This is a genomic window from Singulisphaera sp. GP187 (assembly GCF_900129635.1).
Taxonomy (GTDB): Bacteria; Planctomycetota; Planctomycetia; order Isosphaerales; family Isosphaeraceae; genus Singulisphaera.
Map to the genome: position 1 here is coordinate 3,125,153 of NZ_FSRB01000001.1, position 18,208 is coordinate 3,143,360.

Genomic DNA, 18,208 nt, shown 5'->3' on the forward strand with positions numbered 1-18,208 from the left:
TCCGTTACCAAATCGTTACCAAACCTATGGTAACGCCGCCTGGCAATCGTCGCAAGTCAATACCGGCGGCCGGACTTGAACCGGCACGGGGGTTACCCCCCTGAGGATTTTAAGTCCTCTGCGTCTGCCATTCCGCCACGCCGGCTCGTTGGTGGTGGATCGAGCGATCGTCTTGACGACGAATCTCTCCCCTTCCACGCGTTCCTTGTCAACTTACCACAACGAAGGAGTCCCGTCTCTCAGGAATTGTGCCGTTGTGCCAGGGAACTCGGCGAGCAAGCGCCATCCCTCGAATCAATGAATTTAGCGGGTCGCCGCGAAAAAGCAAAGAGCCTACCAAACGGTAGGCTCGATGCGCCCGCCCTCGGCGGGGCGGACTCTTGGGAAGGGACCGGCGCTGGCTTTACACCGCGACTCGCTCGCCACGCGAGTCGAATCCCATCAGGAATCGACCGGTCGCCGAGATCATCGAGACCGAGAATCCAGCCCCCGCGTACGCCTCGGCGCTGAAGACGGCCTGATTGAAATCGTTGAAGGAACGATGCATGTGAAACGTTCCGTCGCTGATGCGAAGCAAGATTGTCGGACTCACTGACCTCAACCCCTGGGACATTGGAGTCGACTCCCCATGATGCAGCGCTCGCCGCACCGAGACACCTTCATGCGAACTCAAGGCTCGATTCGTGATCTCGCACCATCGTGAGCCGTCAATGACCGAAGTCACTCCGGCCCATCGCAACCCACACTCCTCATTCACTACGTATTCATCGAGTTTTTAGGCCAACCTCACCGCGATTTTTCTCCAACTCGGAAAAACTGAGCCAGTTCTTCGAGGGTTTCGGAACATTGACCATCAACACCGAACGCAAGTGCGCACGGCCGCCGCCCTGAGTCCAATCGCTCGGCTCAGGCGGCCGTTCTCCGACGCACCTGTCAGGCTCAACCCGCCTGGCTCGGCTAGGGCTAGTCCCCCGAGGCGCGTGAGGTCTCTCGACGGCGGTCGGCAACACCGTGGCGGCGGCCCGTCGTGGGGTCGACGGCGATCGTGTGCGCATCGCCTTGGATTCCTCCAAGGCGCAAACGATAGCCCAACTTCTCCAAGGCCGCGCGCGTCGCCACCGGCCAGGTGTTCCCTTCCAGGGCCACCAGATCGGGGAACCAGGCGTGATGAGTTCGGACCGCATCGACCGACTCTCTCGGCTCGAGTTGAAACTCGAGGTTGTTGAGCACGACCCACAACACGGTGTTGGGAATGGTACGGCCGCCAGGCGAACCCGTGACGAGCCGAACTTGACCCTCTTTCAAGATGATCGTCGGCGTCTGCGAGCTCAGCATGCGCTTTCGGGGTTCGATCAGATTCGCCGGCGTGCCGATCCGGCCCCGGGAGTCGGTCCGGCCGGGCACGAGGTTGAAATCCCCCATCTCGTTGTTGAGCAGGAAGCCGGCCCCCGCGACCACCGCCTTCGAGCCGTACCCTTCTTCCAAGGTATAAGTCAGTGAGGCGGCGTTGCCGTCGCCGTCGATCGTCGAGAGGTGGGTGGTGTCACTCCCCTCCGCCGAGAGCACCGGGAACGGGGCGAGCTCGGCGCTCGGCGTGGCGCGGTCGGTGATCGAGCGGGCGAGCTCGTCGGCGTAGGCCTTCGAGATCAGCTTGGCGACTGGCACGTTCACGAAGTCGGGGTCGGCGATCTCGGTCGCCCGGGTGAAGAAGCCGCGGCGCATCGCCTCGGTCACGCGTTGCAAGGTCTGAGGCGCTTGCGGGCCGTCGGCCTTGAGGTCAAAGCGCTCGAGGATGTTGAGCATCTCGGCCAGGAGAATTCCACCGGAGGCGGGGGGGCCCATGCCGTAGACGTCGAAGCCGCGGAACGTCGAGTGGATCGGCGCACGTTCCCGGGCCCGATACGCCTTCAAGTCGTCGAGCGTCACCAGGCCGCCATGCTCGGTCATGTAGCTCGCCAGGATTTGCGCGGTGCGGCCCTTGTAGAACTCGTCCGGGCCCTCGTTGGCGATCCGGTCGAGCGTGTCGGCCAGGTCGCGCTGAGTGAGCCGCTCGCCGGCCTGCCAGGGGGTGCGGTCCGGCTTGGCGAACGCTTCGATCGACTCCGGGAAACCGGCGAGCCGGTCCGAGCCCGGCCCCAGGTCGTCCTTGCCGCCGGGCTCAAGGCGGCCTTTCGAGAAGAGTTGCTGGTTGAGCGACTTGGCGAGGGTTTCGGAGACGGGGAACCCCTCGCGAGCGAGCCGGGCGGCGGGACGGACCAGGTCGGGCCAGGGCAACTTGCCGATCCGGGCATGGATCAGGCCGAGCCCACGCACCGTCCCCGGGACGCCGGCCGCTTTCGCCCCGGCGCGATGGTGGGGGACCGGGAGGCCGTTGGGGCCGAGGTACATTTTTGAGTCCGCGGCTTGCGGCGCCATCTCGCGGAAGTCGAACGTGAGCACTTCGCGACTCTCGGCGCGATAGGCGACCAGGAAGCCACCGCCCCCGAGGTTGCCCGCCGACGGATGCGTCACCGCCAGCGCGAACGCGGTCGCCACGGCCGCGTCGAACGCGTTGCCGCCGTTTCGCATCACGTCGCGGCCGACGTCCGACGCATGTCCCTCCTGAGAGACGACGACGTGTTTGGAGAAGATCTGACCGCGCGCATCGCTAATCAACGCAAGTAGCGCAATCAAGGCCAACACCAGCCCGCCACTCACCCGGCCCATCCCTCGCATCACGCCCCTCCACCCGGTGTCCATGTCCATCGCTCCTATCAACGTCATCCTCTGGCGGGAACCATCTTAGCACGACGCGCTGAGCCGCGTCTCGAAGGCGGACGGGCTCCCCAGGCGCGAGCGTGGCGGCCGTCGATCGATCGACCGCGTGGAAAAAGCGAGGTTGACCGAATCGGCACGACCGTCTAGAGTCCCGGCCGATATGTTCCGGAACTTGAATGAATCTTTTCCGGCACGGCCCCAACGGCTGAAGGAGATGCTTCGCAATGGTCGCATGGACGCGCGGTCGAGTGAGCCAAGCGATGTTGTTCACCCTGGCCTCTGTCGGGGCCTTTGATCATTCCGAGGCAATAGCCGATGGTTTCCTCGGTCGAGGGAAACCGGCGAAAAAAGCCGAGGCGGCTCCGAGCAAGGACCAGGCCCCGCCCGCCGCCTACAAGCAAGACGACGTCCCTAAGCTCGAGATGACGCGGATCCCGGTCAACCCGGAAGATGCGATCGCCACGGTCAACGGCCAGAAGATCAGCCGGCAGCAACTGGCCGACGAATGCGTTGCGCGACAAGGGGAGGAGATCCTCGACACCCTGATCGCCCGCAGCCTGATCGACCAGGCGCTCCGAGCCAAGAAGCTGGAAGTGACGGCCGTCGAGATCGACAACGAAATCGAGAACGTCGCCCAGAACGTCGCCCACGTCGGCCGCGAAGCCTGGCTGAGGACGCTCGCCAAGGAGCGGAACATCAGCCCGACCCAGTACGCCCGCGATATCATTTATCCGGCCCTGGCGCTCCGTAAGCTGGCCAACAACCGGGTGCAGATTACCGCCGAAGACATGCGTGATTCGTTCGAGGCCCAGTACGGCGAGAAGATTCGCTGCCGCCTGATCATGGTCGACAAGCTCCCCGCGGCCCAGGGAATCTGGGAAGAGCTCCGCAAGAACCCGGGCGGGTTCGAGAAGCTCGCCCAGGAGCGTTCGATGGACGCAGGCAGTCGGTCGCTCGGTGGCCTGCTCGCCGAGCCGATCTCCCGGCACGCCCATCCCCGAAACGTCTCCGACGCGGCGTTCCGCCAACTGGTCGACGGCGATACCCTGGACAAGGACCCCTCGCACAAGCCCAAGGACGGTGATTTCACCGGGCCGATTCAGGTGGCCGAATCGACCTGGATCATCCTCAAGCGCGAGGGGATCATCGAAGGCAACAAGAACGCCAACCCCAAGGATGAACGGATCCGCAAGAACGTTTATGACATGATCTACGAGGTCAAGCTCAAGGAGGCGATGACCACGACCTTCGGCGACCTGATGGATTCCGCCTCGATCGACAACAAGCTGACCGGACACGTCAAGCTCGCCAACGAGAAGCTGCCCGACAATCAGCTCGACGCCAACGTCCAATTGATGAGCGACCCGAGCGGCGCCCAGGATCAGGCGGGGGCCCAGCCGAAGGCCGCTCAGGCCAACGCGCCCAAGCTGCCGACTCCCGCCGCCGCCTCGGCCGACGTCGTCAATCAGGTGGAATCGCTCAAGCGAGCTCCCGTCAAGCGTTGATTGGATCGCTCCCTCAATCCAACGCGCCCTTGCCCGACTCCTTCATCGCGAGGGAAAAGAAACGGACAGGGGCGCGGCTTTTTGTTCTACGACCCGATCCAGGGCTAGGAAGCCTCTCGCGACTCGTTCCCACGGTCCCCCGTGGGAATGAAGTCTTGGACGCTCTGCGTCCTCGGCTTTGCCGTTCTGGCCGCTCTGCGGCGCCACCCGCCGGGGAAGACGACGCGGAGCGTCGAAGACGGCATTCCCACGCAGAGCGCTATACCTTACCCACAAGTTGAATCCGTCTAAAGGCTTAGCCAGAAGTTACATCGGGCAGAATTCGCTGATTTTTCCGAATTAAACGATTAACGATTTGACCGATCTACAGCTGAATTCCTCGGCGTTTTTTGCCGTTCGCTACTGGCGACTCCTCCCGGGCGACTCCGAAAGTCTTCGGTTTTAGAGACGCAATGCCTTGTCGGTTAGAAGATTGCGACTTGTGGGTAAGGCATAGCGCAGAGCGTGGGAACGAGATCCCGGTATCCTTGCTACGGTCTCATCAAGATACGTCACTTCCTTCCGGCCCTGATCGTCGACAGCGGGCTCATCCGTTGAAGGTTCCGAAGTGCGAGGCATGAGACCATGTCGAAGAATGCGAAGGGAGCGGGACGCCTGGTCCGCTCGCTCATGGCTCTCGGACTCGCCGCGGTCCACGGTTGCGGGACCGTCAAAACGACCAACACGCCCCGAACCGGCACCGAGCAGCTTCTGCTCACCAATGCCTGGGACTCCGCGCTTCAGAAAATCGACTTCCGGCCGCTGACCGGTGTCCCTGTCTTCCTCGACACCACCAATATCACGGCCGTCGACCAAGGCTGGGTCGTCTCCAGCCTCCGCCAGTCGATGCTCACCCAGGGCGTCCTGTTGCGAACCAAGGCCGAACAGGCGCAATGGATCGTCGAGGCGCGGGTCGGTGTGTACGGCACCGACGAGCATAACCTCTTAATTGGCATCCCTCAGACCGCCGTCCCCCCCACCCTCCCCGGGATCCCGGCGGGGACGATCCCCGAGATGCCGTTCATCAAGAAGAGCAACCAGCAAGGGATGGCCAAGCTCGCCCTGTTCGCTTATGACCGCGCCAGCGGCCAGTTCGTCTGGAGCTCGGGAACGATCCTGGCCACCTCAAGCGCCAAGGACACGTACGTCGGCGGAGTCGGCCCGATTCAAGGGGGGACGATCCGCGGCGGGACCGAGTTCATCGGGATCAAGCTCCCGCTCACTTCTGAAGCCGGCGGGGACGAAGCAGGCCGAGCCGGTCGGCAAAACAGTCCGTCCGATCCCGCCGCCCTCAGGCAGTCCGCCTCCGACCTCGACTCGTTCATGCCTTGATCGTCCCGCCCTCATAACTTCACGCCCGAGGATCCCAGATTCTCGCGGAGAGCCACCGCTTACGCGTGCCGTGGAAGCGGTTTCGAGGTAGGATTGAGGGTAATGGACCTGGGGAAAGGGGGCTCTCCTCTCCCCTTGCCCGCCTTCTTTCGCTGCCTCCGGAGCTTGACTCGCAATGTCCGCACTGGCCTCCATCGACCCGCGCGACTGGATCCGCGACGTCCCTGACTTCCCCAAGCCCGGCATCCTGTTCAAGGACATCACCCCGTTACTGAGCGCGCCCAAGGTCTTCCGCGCGGTCATCGACCAGCTCGCGGAGCAGTTCGCGGGACGCAAGATCGACGCCGTGGCCGCGGCCGAAGCGCGTGGCTTCATCTTCGGAGCGCCGCTGGCGCTCGCGTTGGGCGTCGCGTTCGTGCCGATCCGCAAGCCGGGCAAGCTCCCGTATCAGACCGTCTCCCTCGAGTACGCCCTCGAGTACGGCACCGATCGGCTCGAGATGCACGACGACGCCGTCGGCCCGGGCCAGCGAGTCCTGCTGCTGGACGACGTCCTCGCCACCGGCGGCACCATGCGGGCCTGCCACGACCTGGTCCAGCAAACCGGCGCAGAGGTGGTCGCTTGCGCCTTCGTCGTCGAGCTCAGCTTCCTGAAGGGCCGGGAAATGCTCGAGCCGTGCGAAGTCTCCAGCTTGATCATCTATTGATTTCGCTCGCCCTTGTAAGGCGAGCGAATACCGAATCGATTTATACCCTCGTTCCCGCATTCCCTCGTTCCCACGCTCCGCGTGGGAATGCCGTCTTCGACGCTCCGCGTCGTCGGCTCATTCCGAGGCACACGTGATAGGTCGAAGTCGCTACAAGTTCGGTGAACCGTCCTCCCCGCACTTCCTGACCTGTACGGTGGCAGGCCGGTTGCACCGATGAGAGCGTGCGCATCGCGTCGGGAATCCGCTGTACGGCGAGCGAATCCCAACGATCATCAATAGACGGCACCGATCGAGAAGTTGAAGTAGTTGACCTTATCGCCGGGGGCCTTGGCGACGGGGAAGGCGAGGTCGATCGAGATCGGGAGCGGGCCGAACTGGGGGAGGGTCAGGCGGAGGCCGGTGCCGACCGAGGCACGGACGTTGGTGAAGCTGTACCCATTCTCCACGGTACCGAAGTCGGTGAAGACGACCTGGCGAAGCGCATCGCTCGCGATCAGCGGGAACATATACTCAACCGAGCCGATCGCCATCATCGTACCGCCGATGTTCGAGCCGAGGACGTGCGGGCCGACACCGCGGTACTGGAAGCCGCGAAGGCTGCCCAGGTAACCGGCGAAGAACCGCTCGTAGACCGGCGTGTCTCGGCCGGTGACGCCGAAGTGGCCGCGGAACGAGAGGATCCGCGGGCCGGAACCATCGGGGCGTGAGCCGGTCGTGAAGTAAGTTCGACCCTCGATCTCGGCTTTCGGATACGTGAACGAACCCCATCCTTGCTCGAACGAGAGTTCGAGGTACTGCCCTTTATTCGGCAGGAACGGCGAGTTCCGGTTATCGTACCGCAAGGTCGGGCGCAGGGTGGCGAGCGTCGTATGACCGGTCGCCGCCAGGTACTCGGCCGGGGCCGGGGTCCGATAGCCGTTGAAGTTGACGTCCTCGATCCGGAACGCCACGTCGGCATACGTTGAGGTGCCGAACTGCCGGCCGAGCGAGAACCGGCCGCCACCGCGGCTCTCCGTCCAGTCGGGATAAACGCGCTGGAACAGGTAGCCCGAGGCACCGCCGCCGATCGGCAGGTCGAAGAGGTACGGGTCACGCAAGCTGACCGTGAACCGGTTGATCAGGGTGCCCGCCATCAGCGAGACCTGAAAATCCTGCCCAGCGCCCCGAAACGCCTTGCCGCTGGTGATGTCATCCAGGTTGCGCGGGACGTTAAAAATGTCGAAGTTCTTCTCGGTGATCGTCAGGCTACCGTTGAGCCCCTGGAATCCGCTGGCCCCGATGCCGGCCATGAACCGGCCGGTAGGGGCTTCGCTGACCGAGGTCACGACGTCGGCAAACGATCGGTTTGGGAACGGGTCCTGACGGTCGGGCCCGACGTCGGTCATGTTCATGCCGGGAATGCTCGGCTCCATCCCGGGCGGCTCACCCGCTCCGATCGGAGGAGTCGGGGACACCGTGCTCGGCACACCGCTCGCAGGGCCCGCGCCGGGCGGCACGATTATGGGGGCCGGCGCAAGCGGGTTCGACGGAACGTCGATCGGCGGGACGTCGGGCGGCGGAGCGAACGTCCCCCCGCTCCGAACGGCTCGAGACCACCCGGGCCGGTGTCGGCCGGCGGGTCCGCCAGCACCGGCGGAGGAAGCGCAGGGGGCTCGGGACCGGGGTCCTGCATCCGGGTCGTCGCGCCGTCGGTCAGGTCGGGGATCATTCCATCCCCGTACGGCCGCTCGGCGGGCCGGTGATTGATGATCTTCATGTCGATCGGCTTGCCGCCCATCTCGGGCGACATGACGAAGTATCCCGTGTTCCCCAACCGCTGCTTGAACGTGTCCATCCGGTTGAGGTTGAGCACTTCGCCGGGCAGGAACCCGGCCATCAGTGCCTCGCGGCGGATGACCTTGTCCTTGGTCCGATCATTGCCTCGGATGATCAGGTCACCCAGGAGATAGGGTTCCCCTTCCTCGATCTCGTAGACGAGGTCGACGACGCCCGGCACCTCGGTGTACTTGGGCTCGGGCCGGATCATCGTCTGGATGCAGCCAATCTCATAGTATTTCGTCATCAAGTTCTTGCGGTCAGTCTCTTTGAGCGTGTCGAGGATGGGCTGGCCCGAGTGGAGCAGCAACCCTTCCTTGAGCTTGGCCGTCGAGAGCTTCTTGTTCCCCTTGAACTCGACGTTGCGGACCTTGTACCGGGTCCCTTCCGAGATGACGTAGGTGATCCGCAAGTCACCGAGGCTGGAGCCAGGCCGGGTCACGGGTGTGACCTTCACCTCCACAAACCCCTGCCCTTGATAGTATTCCGTGAGCTTGCGGACGTCCTCCTCGAGGTTATCGCGGTGGTACTTGCCACCGATCAGGCCGAGGATCGCGACCTTGCTGGTGATCTTGGTCCGTAGCGTCGCGTCGGTGGAGAAGACGTTGCCGACGAAGTCGATCCCGCCGACCGTGTGCTTCTCGCCCTCGAAGATCTGCATCACGACCCGAGTCTGGCCGCGTTCTCCCCCTTCGAGCAGCGTGACCTCGGCCGAGTCGTACCCCTTTTCGGCATAGAGCCGGCGGATCTGGTCGACCGCGAGCTGGGTGCGGGCCGCGTCGGCTCGGTTCCCCTTCTTGAGCCCCGTGTTCTCCTCAACGTCTTTGAGCTTGAGGTGCTTGAGCCCTCGGAACTCGACGTGGGAGAGGACGGGGAGCTCCCTGACGACGAAGGTGAGGATGAATCCCTTGCCGTCGGTGGACTTGTCGAAGTAGGGGGAGACGTCGGAGAACCACTTGGTCCCGAGCAACGTCTGGATGTCGGCGTCGATCCGATCCTGATCGAGCTGACTCCCTTCCCGACTGAGGATTTTGGCGCGGACCTGGTCGGAGGTGATCGAGACGTTCCCCTCGACACGGACCTCGACAATGGGCCCTTCGGGGAGCGCGTTTTCCTTGGCGGCCCAAGCGAGTTGGGCCGGAGCAAAGGCTTGCGCAACGAAGGCCAGTGCGAGGACAATCCGAAGGAACGCCCCGAGTCTGGCTGCTCGAGCCGCCGGGGCCTTCCTTGGCACCGGCGGAACCATCATGACGCCGCGTGTCATGTGAGAATTGTCCCCGAACCGATAAGAGAGAAGTCGAGTCGCCGCAACCACCTGGCTGAGAGAGAGGCAAGTGGTCGGGACGGCATTTCGTATGGCGAAGCCGATTCTTCCCGGAACAGACAAGACAGACGTGTGGAATGGAGCTCCCTGAGTGGATCTCCAACCCAACCCCGCGTGCATGCGAAGTGCGGATCGCAAACCTTCCGGGTCCAAGCCGTTCCCTTCCATGGGGCCAGCTTGAGTTCGACGGCGACATGTGCGAGGCCTTGTACCCGAGTTAACGGGAACCCGCAACCCCGGATCTTCCCGCGCCCATCTGAAACATTTTTCAGAACCACACCAAAACCAGGCCACTCCCCCCTCGTACCACCCTCCCAACCGGCGAACTCCCCCCCCTTCCTGCTTTCGCTCGCCTCTTAAAGGCGAGCGGGGAGCGTCAGCTCCCTGTCTTCCGCCCGCCTCATATCAAAGTCACCAAGCCTGGAAGCGCCCCTCCCCCACTCGGCCTGAGAGGCGAACGTCCAGTCGTCCATCCCCCACCCACAATCCCCGCTTGCCTGTGACGTACAGCCTGGACCACCCCAACCTCCGCGCAACAAAAAAACCCACCTTGAGACGGCCTTCCGGCCGCCCCCTGGTGGGCAATCTCCCGCGCCATTCCGCGACGCCAACGACTCCCGTCGTCCCGAACAGAACAAAGATCAGTTCGCGAAGGCGTCCTGGCTGAGCGGCAACTGGCGAATCCCGAGGGGCAGCTTGCTACCCGCCGGTGTGATCATCTTGGCATAGACCGTCCCATCGATGGTCGAGCTAATGAACCGGGCCTCACCGCCGCAGAAGACCATGTTGCAGCCAGAGGGGTGACCGCTGTTCGAGAAGGGGTATGACCCCTTGATCACCGCATTCTGACCACCGTTGATGTAATCGCCGTTGGTGGCGCTATTGGCATTGGCCTGCTTCCATAAGGTGCTACTGTCATTCGGCGTCGCCGGTGTCACGTACGCGTTCAGCGTGTTAGACGCCCCGCATTTCAGCGATGCACCAGCCGTGGCCGTCCCACAAACGTTAGGCGAGCCGATGAACATACAGTAGTTCGGAAGGGGGCAGGCCCAATTGGTGGCTTTGCCACCAGAATACGTACCGCCAGTATCGAAACCGGCCAAGGTATTCTCACTGATTAGGAGCGTGTTACTGGCACCGTCGGTGATGCCGCTGGGCGTGGTTTTGGCATCCCAAGGGAAACTACCTGCCGACGTGCCGAGGAACATCACACCGAGCCGCTGCGCCACGGGTTGCCCCCAATCCAACGCCACAAAGCCAGGAGCCGGGGTGGCCGAGTTCGGTAGGCCGGCCGTAAAGCTGGTGGAAGAGCCGTGGAAAAGCGAAAAGCCACCGTTGACCACATAGCTCAGGTTCCCTTGGCCAGGTTGGGCCGAGGTGTCGTCAGGGCAGCGCAGGACCCCAAGAGCGTTGTTGCCAATCGACAGATTCGCGGGTTGCCCCGTGATGTTACTCGTTGGGTAATAGTAGGGCAGTGTATGATCCCACGCATTGGCAAGATCCTGCTGGTCGAGATAGGGCAAGATGTCCACCACCCAATTCGACAGCCAGTTCGTCACCTGCGTGGACGCCGTGGCCGACAAGGAATTGGTAATCGTCGAATCCGCGACGAGGCCGGTCGTCGCCGTCTCATTGAACGTTCCGGCGTTCGGGAACGAATTCTTGGACGACGCAAAGTTGATCAGGGCCAGACCGAGGTTCCGCATGTTGTTGACGCACTGGGTCCGGCGGCCCGCTTCGCGTGCGGCGTTGACCGCTGGTAGCAGCAGCCCAACCAGGACGCCGATGATGCTGATAACCACCAGCAACTCAATCAGCGTAAAACCAAGACGTTGGCGTCGGCGGTGAAGCATAAAGGGGTCCTTTCTGACTGGCGCGGTAAGGACGACGGGAGTTGACCTCATATTCTAGCGACTGCGCGTCCCCCAGGACAAGGGACTTCCCATTTCCAACCTGGCAAGTGCCGCCGAACGCCATCCGCAGGCGGCACCCACCTCGACAGGTTGTCAATCGATCATTCGATTGGCTGGCGATAGACAATGCACTCGCGGAAGTTCCCCGGCGCCTGCGGGCTGAAGCCCACCGCGCGGGTGCGATCGATGATAAAGAACGAGCGGTAACGGATGTTCGTACCGTTCTGGATATTCAGCTCCGCTCCAAGATGATCGTGAGCGAGATCAGGAGCGGTGTTGCCCAACGCCGGATCCCCTTGCTTGGTGACCTCAAAAAATCCGACGGTAATCCAGACCGCGTACTGGTGGGTACGGACGGTTGTCAAATTTGTGACTTTGTGCAACCAGTCGTACCGGAAAGCAGGGTGCTGGCGGTTGTCATTCTGGGCCCCCGTGGTATTCGCTCCCAGGTAGAAGTTCGGAACGACCGCAGGGGTTGGGACGCCCAGCAGGATATTTGGGAGCGCCGTGCTTGGGTACGCCGAGATGTCGCTCACGACATTCACGAGGTTATTGGTCACGATCGAGGTACTATTCGGGTTCTGCCAGTTGATGTACGGATCACCCGAGAATACTTTTGTTCCACCCACTGGGTAGGCGGTCATCCAAGGGGACGCGTTCGACGGATAGATCGTCAACCCGCCGGCCGGGGGCATACCAATCGCAATGTTGCCCCAGACATCGGGGAGTTGGAACAGACGTCGAGGCGGAATCGGTGGGGGCTGTACCGGGTTGTTTTGCGTAAAGAGGTAAGGATTCTTCACGCCCGGATCACCGATGTAGGTCGGGAAAGGCGCCAGTGCGTCGAACTGGTCGCGGTTGGCCACGTATTTCGCCCACGACGGCAACCAAGGAGCGTAGGGGGTCGAAGTCGTCGGCGGAAGGGTGGCTGGCCGCATCAGAGTATAATTGATATCTGGATACGCAAACGAGTGGTACGGGCGCTCCGCCGCCAACTGCGTGGTGCTCAACGTCGTGTTGGGATCGCCCACGTTGCCGGACTGGTGAGCAAACAGGTAGCCCGAGCCGCCATGCCTCAACTTGAGGAAGTCGCTGAACGCGGCCTTCATCCGGTTGCCGAAGTACGGTACCCCGTTAGTAAAGCTCAGGAGCGGGTCGAGCGCCATGAAACCCTGATTCGCCATCTGAACGGTGCTAGTTGGCGTACCATAGAAATTGACCTGGGTCACCGCGAGGGGCGTGTTCGCATCCGAGATCTGTTGAACGTTAAGGCGAGTGTCCCCCATGTTGTCCAGGTCTTCCTGGCCCGGTGAGTAGGGGGCTGCGGCGATGTTACGAACGTACCCCAGGGTTTTCAGCCACGACTCGCTCATCACGGAGAAGAAGACTTCTTCGTCCGCGATCAGGTTGATATTGAGTAGGCCGGGCTTGAGATCCTGTCGGGCCCAGTCGTAGTTCGTCCCCTGCGCGACCGTACCAATCGAGCCATTGGCCGGGCTGGGAACGTCGAGGAACTCGAACATCCGGAACCAACCGGCTTGACTCGGCCCCCCGATGTAATGCGGAATTGCAGAGAGGAGGGGATCGGGCGTGCCCACGGCGGTGATGGGGAAGCTGGGATTGAAATTGGAAGGTTGATGGATCGGCGCCGGTCCGGACGCGGGATCGGGCCACTGCCCAGCCACCGGCACAGTGGCCGCGGTCGGCAGATAGGGGGGAGCGGGTTCCGACTGTGCCGTGTAGAAGAATTCGTCCATGAGATAGGGGAAGGTACGCGGCTGAGACGTCGTCGGAGCCGTCATCATCGCAGTACCCACGGGTGGCGGCAGAGGGCTACCAGCCGCTGGGGCCGTTGTCGGCTTCTTGTAGACGGATGGCAATGTCTCCATACCCGTCAAGAAGCCAGCCAGGGGAGGGGTCACGAGAGGTGGAACGCCCACAAGGTTAGAGGAGACTTCCACGAATTGCTTGGTGAACAGTCCGGGAGGACACCCGGGAACCATCAGAAGTTCGGCCACACTGGTGAAGTCGCGGTCGTTGAACTGGAAATACTCCCAGTCATAGTCGTTGGTCGCACCCCCAGCCACCGTTCCGAGCGTGTTATAGATGTCTCCCGTGAGGTCCGCCATACCGTATTTCATTTTGACACTGTTTGCAGCGCTCGTAGCACGCGAGGTCTGCTCGGAGTAACCGTAAGCAGTCAAACAATAATTCGGCGCAACCCCCGGAGCCAACGCCGGGATCGGTGCCACTGCGTGGCCACCCCGGAACGGTTGCAACCGCTGCATCGAAAAGAGATCACCAGCGGCCGGAGACCCGGTCACTGTATCGCCCGGGGGCGAGCCCACGCCCTTCGAAGTGTTATAGATAAATCGAAAGGCGTCGACGACCACCCGGTTCTCATTGGGACGAGCGGGATCGTAGGTCGTATCGAACGGGTTCGCCGGACGACGGAGATAGAGCCAGTAAAACTGACCAGGGGTGGCCGACGTCAACATCGTCTTCCCGACCAGGTCGATGGTCGCATCGGCCGCCTTCGTAATCGAATCATCGGCGTTGGGCGCCCTGTCTTGAATCAAGTAGCCGGTGGGAGTGCCCGAGGCAGGAATGGCAGGGATCGGAGTGGTGAGTCCACCAGGATCGACCGTGATCCCACTCATGATTTGCTGATCTGAAGTCGTGACACCCTGAATCGACGCGGGAGGGATGATGGTCTGCGGCAATGTCGTGAGCGGGAGCTGTCCCGTGAACGGGTCGGGACGACCGGTGGGGTCGTCGGGAAGGATAATGAAATCCCAGCCGTCGAGACTCAGGTTACAGGCCGTCGGGTCGGACATGGGGCCGGCGGCCGGGACCGTGAGCGTGTTGGCAAGCTCGACCCACATCCGCGGCGCCAATGCCCCCGTGGTCTTCGAGGTGTAGTTGAGGGCGAGAACCTCGGTAATAGCGACCGGGTTGTACTCCATGCCGTACTGGACGAGGTATGGCGAGTTCACGTTGTCGTAGAGCGGCGAATAGTCGGGGGGAGGCGTGCTGGTCGGATTCGTACGCCACGGCGGCCCGAGCGAGGCGTTACCGACTCCTCCCGACGGTGTGAACGCCAAGGTCGCCGGGCCTTGCGTCGGGCCCGGAGTCGCCACAGCGGCCTTCGTGTAGTAAACGTCGGTATTGACGAACCGGGTCGCCGTGCCATCGGGATCGCGGAAGTCGATGATGTTGACCACGTACTGGCTCAGTTGGGCAAGCTCTTCAGGCGTATCGACCGCCTTGGGGGGAAGAATTTGCTTGAGCAGTTGATAAGTCTCGCGAATCCACTTTTGCCGGACCGGTTCGTCGTAGCGGTTCGAGATCGGCAGTGGGAAGTTGAGGTTGATCTTACGATCGCGATGCGCCAACGACGGAAGTTTCCGCGGAACTGTGTAGGCCGTGCTTGCGGCATTCGCGTCGTAGAACGTCGCCCTCTGACTCCTGAGAAAGCTCTCGGTGCTGAGGTTGGCGTTCTCCATCGACGGGTACACGATGGACGATGAAGCCAACGTTTTCGGCGAGGCATAAAACCAGGTGTTACCATATGGGGCGTTGACCGAAGTGACGGTCGGCCATTCCAGGTCGTTCGCCGGATTGTCGTGCGCCCAGACGAAGTTGGTGGGTTCCCAACTCTCGATGGAGAAGAGGCGACGACGGCGACTCCCGTCTCTCGGATTCGTGAAACTGACCGGGGCCAGGTCCTTCAACCGGCTCGCCAATGACACCCCGTCGGTGTCTTGCTGACGATAAAGCCACTCCAGGTCGGCCGCACCGAACGGCTGGTCCGCCGGGTGGGGATTGTACAACTGCATCTCATCGGCTTCGTTGAGATTTGCCGACGAATTACTTGTGTTGACAAACTGATCGTAAGTCGGAACCCAGGGATCATTCGGCGGGCTCAGCGGCGGAATATTGTTGGACGGCATCCCTCCCATCAGGACCGTGCTAAGCCCGGCGGGGATGAGCGGCCTTCGGTACGATTCAAAACCACGGTAAAGATTGTTGGTCAAATCCACCGGAACGATCTGACCACTCACGGGGGTCTTATTCAGGGGAGGGGCGGGTTTTCCGATGCCCTGTTCCCAGTAGGAGTTGCTGCCGTAAGGATACCAGATGAAACTCGTCGGCGTCCCCGGCGCGGTCGCCACCAAGGGCGCAGTCGGCAGAGCTAGTCCAGGCGGTGTCGCCAGCAACAGTCCGGGTGGACGGAAATGCTTGAGAAAGGCGACGCGCCCGTAGTCGTCGGCCCCAATGGGAAGCGTAACAGTCGTGCCAACAGGCGTCTTGAAGTTATTGACAAGTCCGTCCCCCATGACGTCGATCGGGGTCACGAACCGACGCAGACGCTCCACCGGAAGCGCCAACGAACCGCTCGGATCCAGGAAGTCGGCATTTTCGCCGAGCGTAGTGATCACGGCCCCTCCAACGCTATTCGTCGGAGTCGTGGCACCCGTCAAATTGGACGGATACCAGTCGAACGCGTTGTAGTTGTCGTCGCGGGCGTCACCGTACCGAGGTGCGGTGCCAACCCACTGGCCCGAGACCCCCGCGCGGACCTGGTTTTGATAGTAGTAGGTCGGCGGCAGAAAGGGCCAACCCGGGAGTTGTGGCACCGTCGAAGCCACGGCAGGCCCCGTCAATGCGATCGGCTGGTCGGCCGGCTCGCCCCAACGGCCGGCGATCGGATCGCTTGTCGTTGTGGAATAGGGAGGCGGACCAGTATGAATCACATCCGCGATGTCCATGACACCGTTAGGCAAGTACATCGGCTTGCCGTTGACTACGACGAAATTCTGGTCATCGCTGAGCGGGACGTCGATTCCCATCGCATTCTTGTATACGGCCGGCGAGCGAGTTCCCGCCAGAAGGTTGCGCAGTTGAGTCAGACTGACCGGCACCCCGGCATTCCCCCACCACTGGCTATTGGTGTAAGCACCGGAGTTGTCCGAGTTGTCACCGGCGAGATAGACCCCTGGGGCGGTCAGCCTACCCGCAACACTCGTTCCTGCGTTATCGAGCGGAGCATAAAGCGCCGTCGTCCCCGTCGAACCCTCAATGAACGCATTTTGAAGCGCATAAGTCGGGTCGATCTCCGAAGGTGAGAACCCCTTGCTTGACGCGTGCGCTCCCATCGGCAAGCCATACGTTCCCGTCACAGGATCAAGGAGCGTACGGAGCTGAAGGTTACCCGCGGTATTAAGCGGAATCCGGCCATTCAAACCGATGATCATGAACGCGAACAACGGCTTAAACAATCGCCCATCCGTATTCCGTCGTGGGGGATAACCGAGGTCAAGCCAGACGGAGTCGGTCGTGCCGTCACCATCGTTATCCACGTCATAGGTGATTTTCCCACTCGCGTTGGGATAAAGCGGTTTGAAGGTGTTGGCGTCGTGCCCATCCACAGCCCGAGGACGGAGAATCTTCGACGCCGAGAAGACGTTCTTGCTCTTCCAGTCATCGTACGGAGCCACGCCTGTGATCGGATCCTTTACTATGGAGTCGTAAACAAGAATCCCAGGGCGGTGGAACGACGGGATCATGATCTGGCTGTCGCCGCTCTGCATGGCGAGGAACCAGTTCTCGAGATCGCAAGCGTCGTAGTCCTCATCCATCCCGCAACCAAGGTTGGTGGGCGAGCCGTAAGCCGACGACGTCTGGAATGGGTTCGTCGCAAAGTTGCCCGCGAGGATGTTCCCGTTGGTCCGAAAATTCCCGAACTGAGCCATTCCTCGGTTGGACAGGGCCGCGGCATCGGCCGCGGCAAGATTGAGCGTGAGATCGCTCAGCACAGGGTTGAGAGCCGAAACTCCCGGCCCGTTGAACGCATGGAGAAAACGGCCGTCGAGCGTGAAATTGGCCGGCAGACTAGCCGCATTCCTATTCGTATATCGCCAGTTGAGCCCGATCAGCGTGCTTTGCCCAGGCCCCGTAGTCACGGCATTACTTACATAGTTGTAGTTGTAATAATTATAGTTCTGGATCGGAGGATTCGTAGGTGTGCCGTCCGGCGTATACGAGCCAGCCGGGAACGAGACGGGAAGGGGGTACGGAATTGTCGGTGCTTGAGAGAAATAAGTGGGCGCCACCGGTGCTTCCGTCGGCACCACTGGCGTGGGCATCACGTCAGTGGTCGATCCATAGGAATTGTCGTGCGGGGCGACGTAGAAAACTCGAAGTCCAGATATATTGACATCAGCCAAAATCTCATGAGTCTCTCCGACGTAGTAGGCGGCGACAGGGGTCGCGGCGTTGTCCACCACGGGAGGGAACTTCATGATCCATCGCGTGAAGTTATACCCATAAAGCGCGGGTTCAGGTGCGGCGATGTTCGTGGCGATCTGGATCAACCCATCCACAGCGACTTGATGAGATGTCCCATCAACATCAAGAACATTAACGAACGTAGATGGAGGAACCGTGGTAGGTATCGGAGTGACCGCAGTGATCTGGAAGGGTACCCCGTTCGCCGGATTGCTCGACAACGCCGAGTTGTATCTCGCATCATTGCCGTACATGTCATTCTTGAGGCTATGCCCCCGGATTGCCGACTGAGGGTTGTCGGTATCATCGATCAGTTGAGCCAGCGCATAGTCCATCATCTCTGAGGACTCGGGCCAGTTCTGGGCCTGCGAGAAGTTCCGGGAGTTGACCTTGACCTGGCCGCTGAACGTCGCGAACGTCACGCCGATCAGCGCCAGTAGGCCAAGCATGCCGAGAACCAAGATCAGGACAACACCCCGGCGCTGGATGCGAGTCCGTGGGAAGGTAGCAAACATGGGAGGAG

The 18,208-nt window shown here is 61.8% G+C and carries 9 protein-coding genes and 1 tRNA gene; 3 read left to right on the top strand and 7 right to left on the bottom strand.

Features of this window, described 5'->3' with window-relative positions; translation table 11 throughout:
- Window positions 1-60 precede the first annotated feature (60 nt).
- The 3 genes from BUS42_RS12305 to ggt form a co-directional block, all read right to left on the bottom strand.
- Window positions 61-145 (bottom strand) — tRNA-Leu (locus tag BUS42_RS12305).
- Window positions 146-403: 258 nt separating this feature from the next.
- Window positions 404-547, bottom strand: coding sequence for a hypothetical protein (locus BUS42_RS12310; protein WP_254053457.1), 144 nt, complete (start codon window positions 545-547; stop codon window positions 404-406).
- A 416-nt stretch (window positions 548-963) separates the two neighbouring features.
- A complete protein-coding gene (gene ggt, locus BUS42_RS12315; RefSeq protein WP_254053458.1) occupies window positions 964-2,739 on the bottom strand; it encodes a gamma-glutamyltransferase in 1,776 nt (591 codons plus the stop codon).
- 242 nt (window positions 2,740-2,981) lie between these two features.
- Here ggt and BUS42_RS12320 point away from each other — a divergent pair, with 242 nt between their 5' ends.
- The 3 genes from BUS42_RS12320 to BUS42_RS12330 all read left to right on the top strand — a co-directional run bounded on the left by BUS42_RS12320 (window position 2,982) and on the right by BUS42_RS12330 (window position 6,339).
- Window positions 2,982-4,262, top strand: coding sequence for a peptidylprolyl isomerase (locus BUS42_RS12320; protein ID WP_074307165.1), 1,281 nt, complete (start codon window positions 2,982-2,984; stop codon window positions 4,260-4,262).
- Window positions 4,263-4,886: 624 nt separating this feature from the next.
- Window positions 4,887-5,633 carry a DUF6655 family protein gene (locus tag BUS42_RS12325; protein ID WP_074307166.1) on the top strand — a complete coding sequence of 249 codons (747 nt, stop codon included), beginning with the start codon at window positions 4,887-4,889 and terminating at the stop codon, window positions 5,631-5,633.
- A gap of 175 nt (window positions 5,634-5,808) precedes the next feature.
- Window positions 5,809-6,339, top strand: a complete 531-nt coding sequence (locus BUS42_RS12330; RefSeq protein WP_074307167.1) for an adenine phosphoribosyltransferase — start codon at window positions 5,809-5,811, stop codon at window positions 6,337-6,339.
- A 275-nt stretch (window positions 6,340-6,614) separates the two neighbouring features.
- Here the strand turns inward: BUS42_RS12330 and BUS42_RS45060 are convergent, their stop codons facing one another.
- The 4 genes from BUS42_RS45060 to BUS42_RS12345 all read right to left on the bottom strand — a co-directional run bounded on the left by BUS42_RS45060 (window position 6,615) and on the right by BUS42_RS12345 (window position 18,200).
- On the bottom strand, window positions 6,615-7,796 hold the full coding sequence (locus tag BUS42_RS45060) for a BamA/OMP85 family outer membrane protein (protein ID WP_254053459.1): 1,182 nt from the start codon (window positions 7,794-7,796) through the stop codon (window positions 6,615-6,617).
- 44 nt (window positions 7,797-7,840) lie between these two features.
- Window positions 7,841-9,421 (bottom strand): BamA/OMP85 family outer membrane protein, encoded by a 1,581-nt coding sequence (locus BUS42_RS45065; protein ID WP_254053460.1) that lies wholly within the window; start codon window positions 9,419-9,421, stop codon window positions 7,841-7,843.
- Between the two features lie 701 nt (window positions 9,422-10,122).
- Window positions 10,123-11,334 carry a DUF1559 domain-containing protein gene (locus BUS42_RS12340; RefSeq protein ID WP_074307168.1) on the bottom strand — a complete coding sequence of 404 codons (1,212 nt, stop codon included), beginning with the start codon at window positions 11,332-11,334 and terminating at the stop codon, window positions 10,123-10,125.
- A 161-nt stretch (window positions 11,335-11,495) separates the two neighbouring features.
- The gene (locus tag BUS42_RS12345) at window positions 11,496-18,200 is read right to left on the bottom strand and encodes a hypothetical protein (RefSeq protein WP_074307169.1); all 6,705 of its coding nucleotides are present in this window, start codon (window positions 18,198-18,200) and stop codon (window positions 11,496-11,498) included.
- Window positions 18,201-18,208 lie beyond the last annotated feature (8 nt).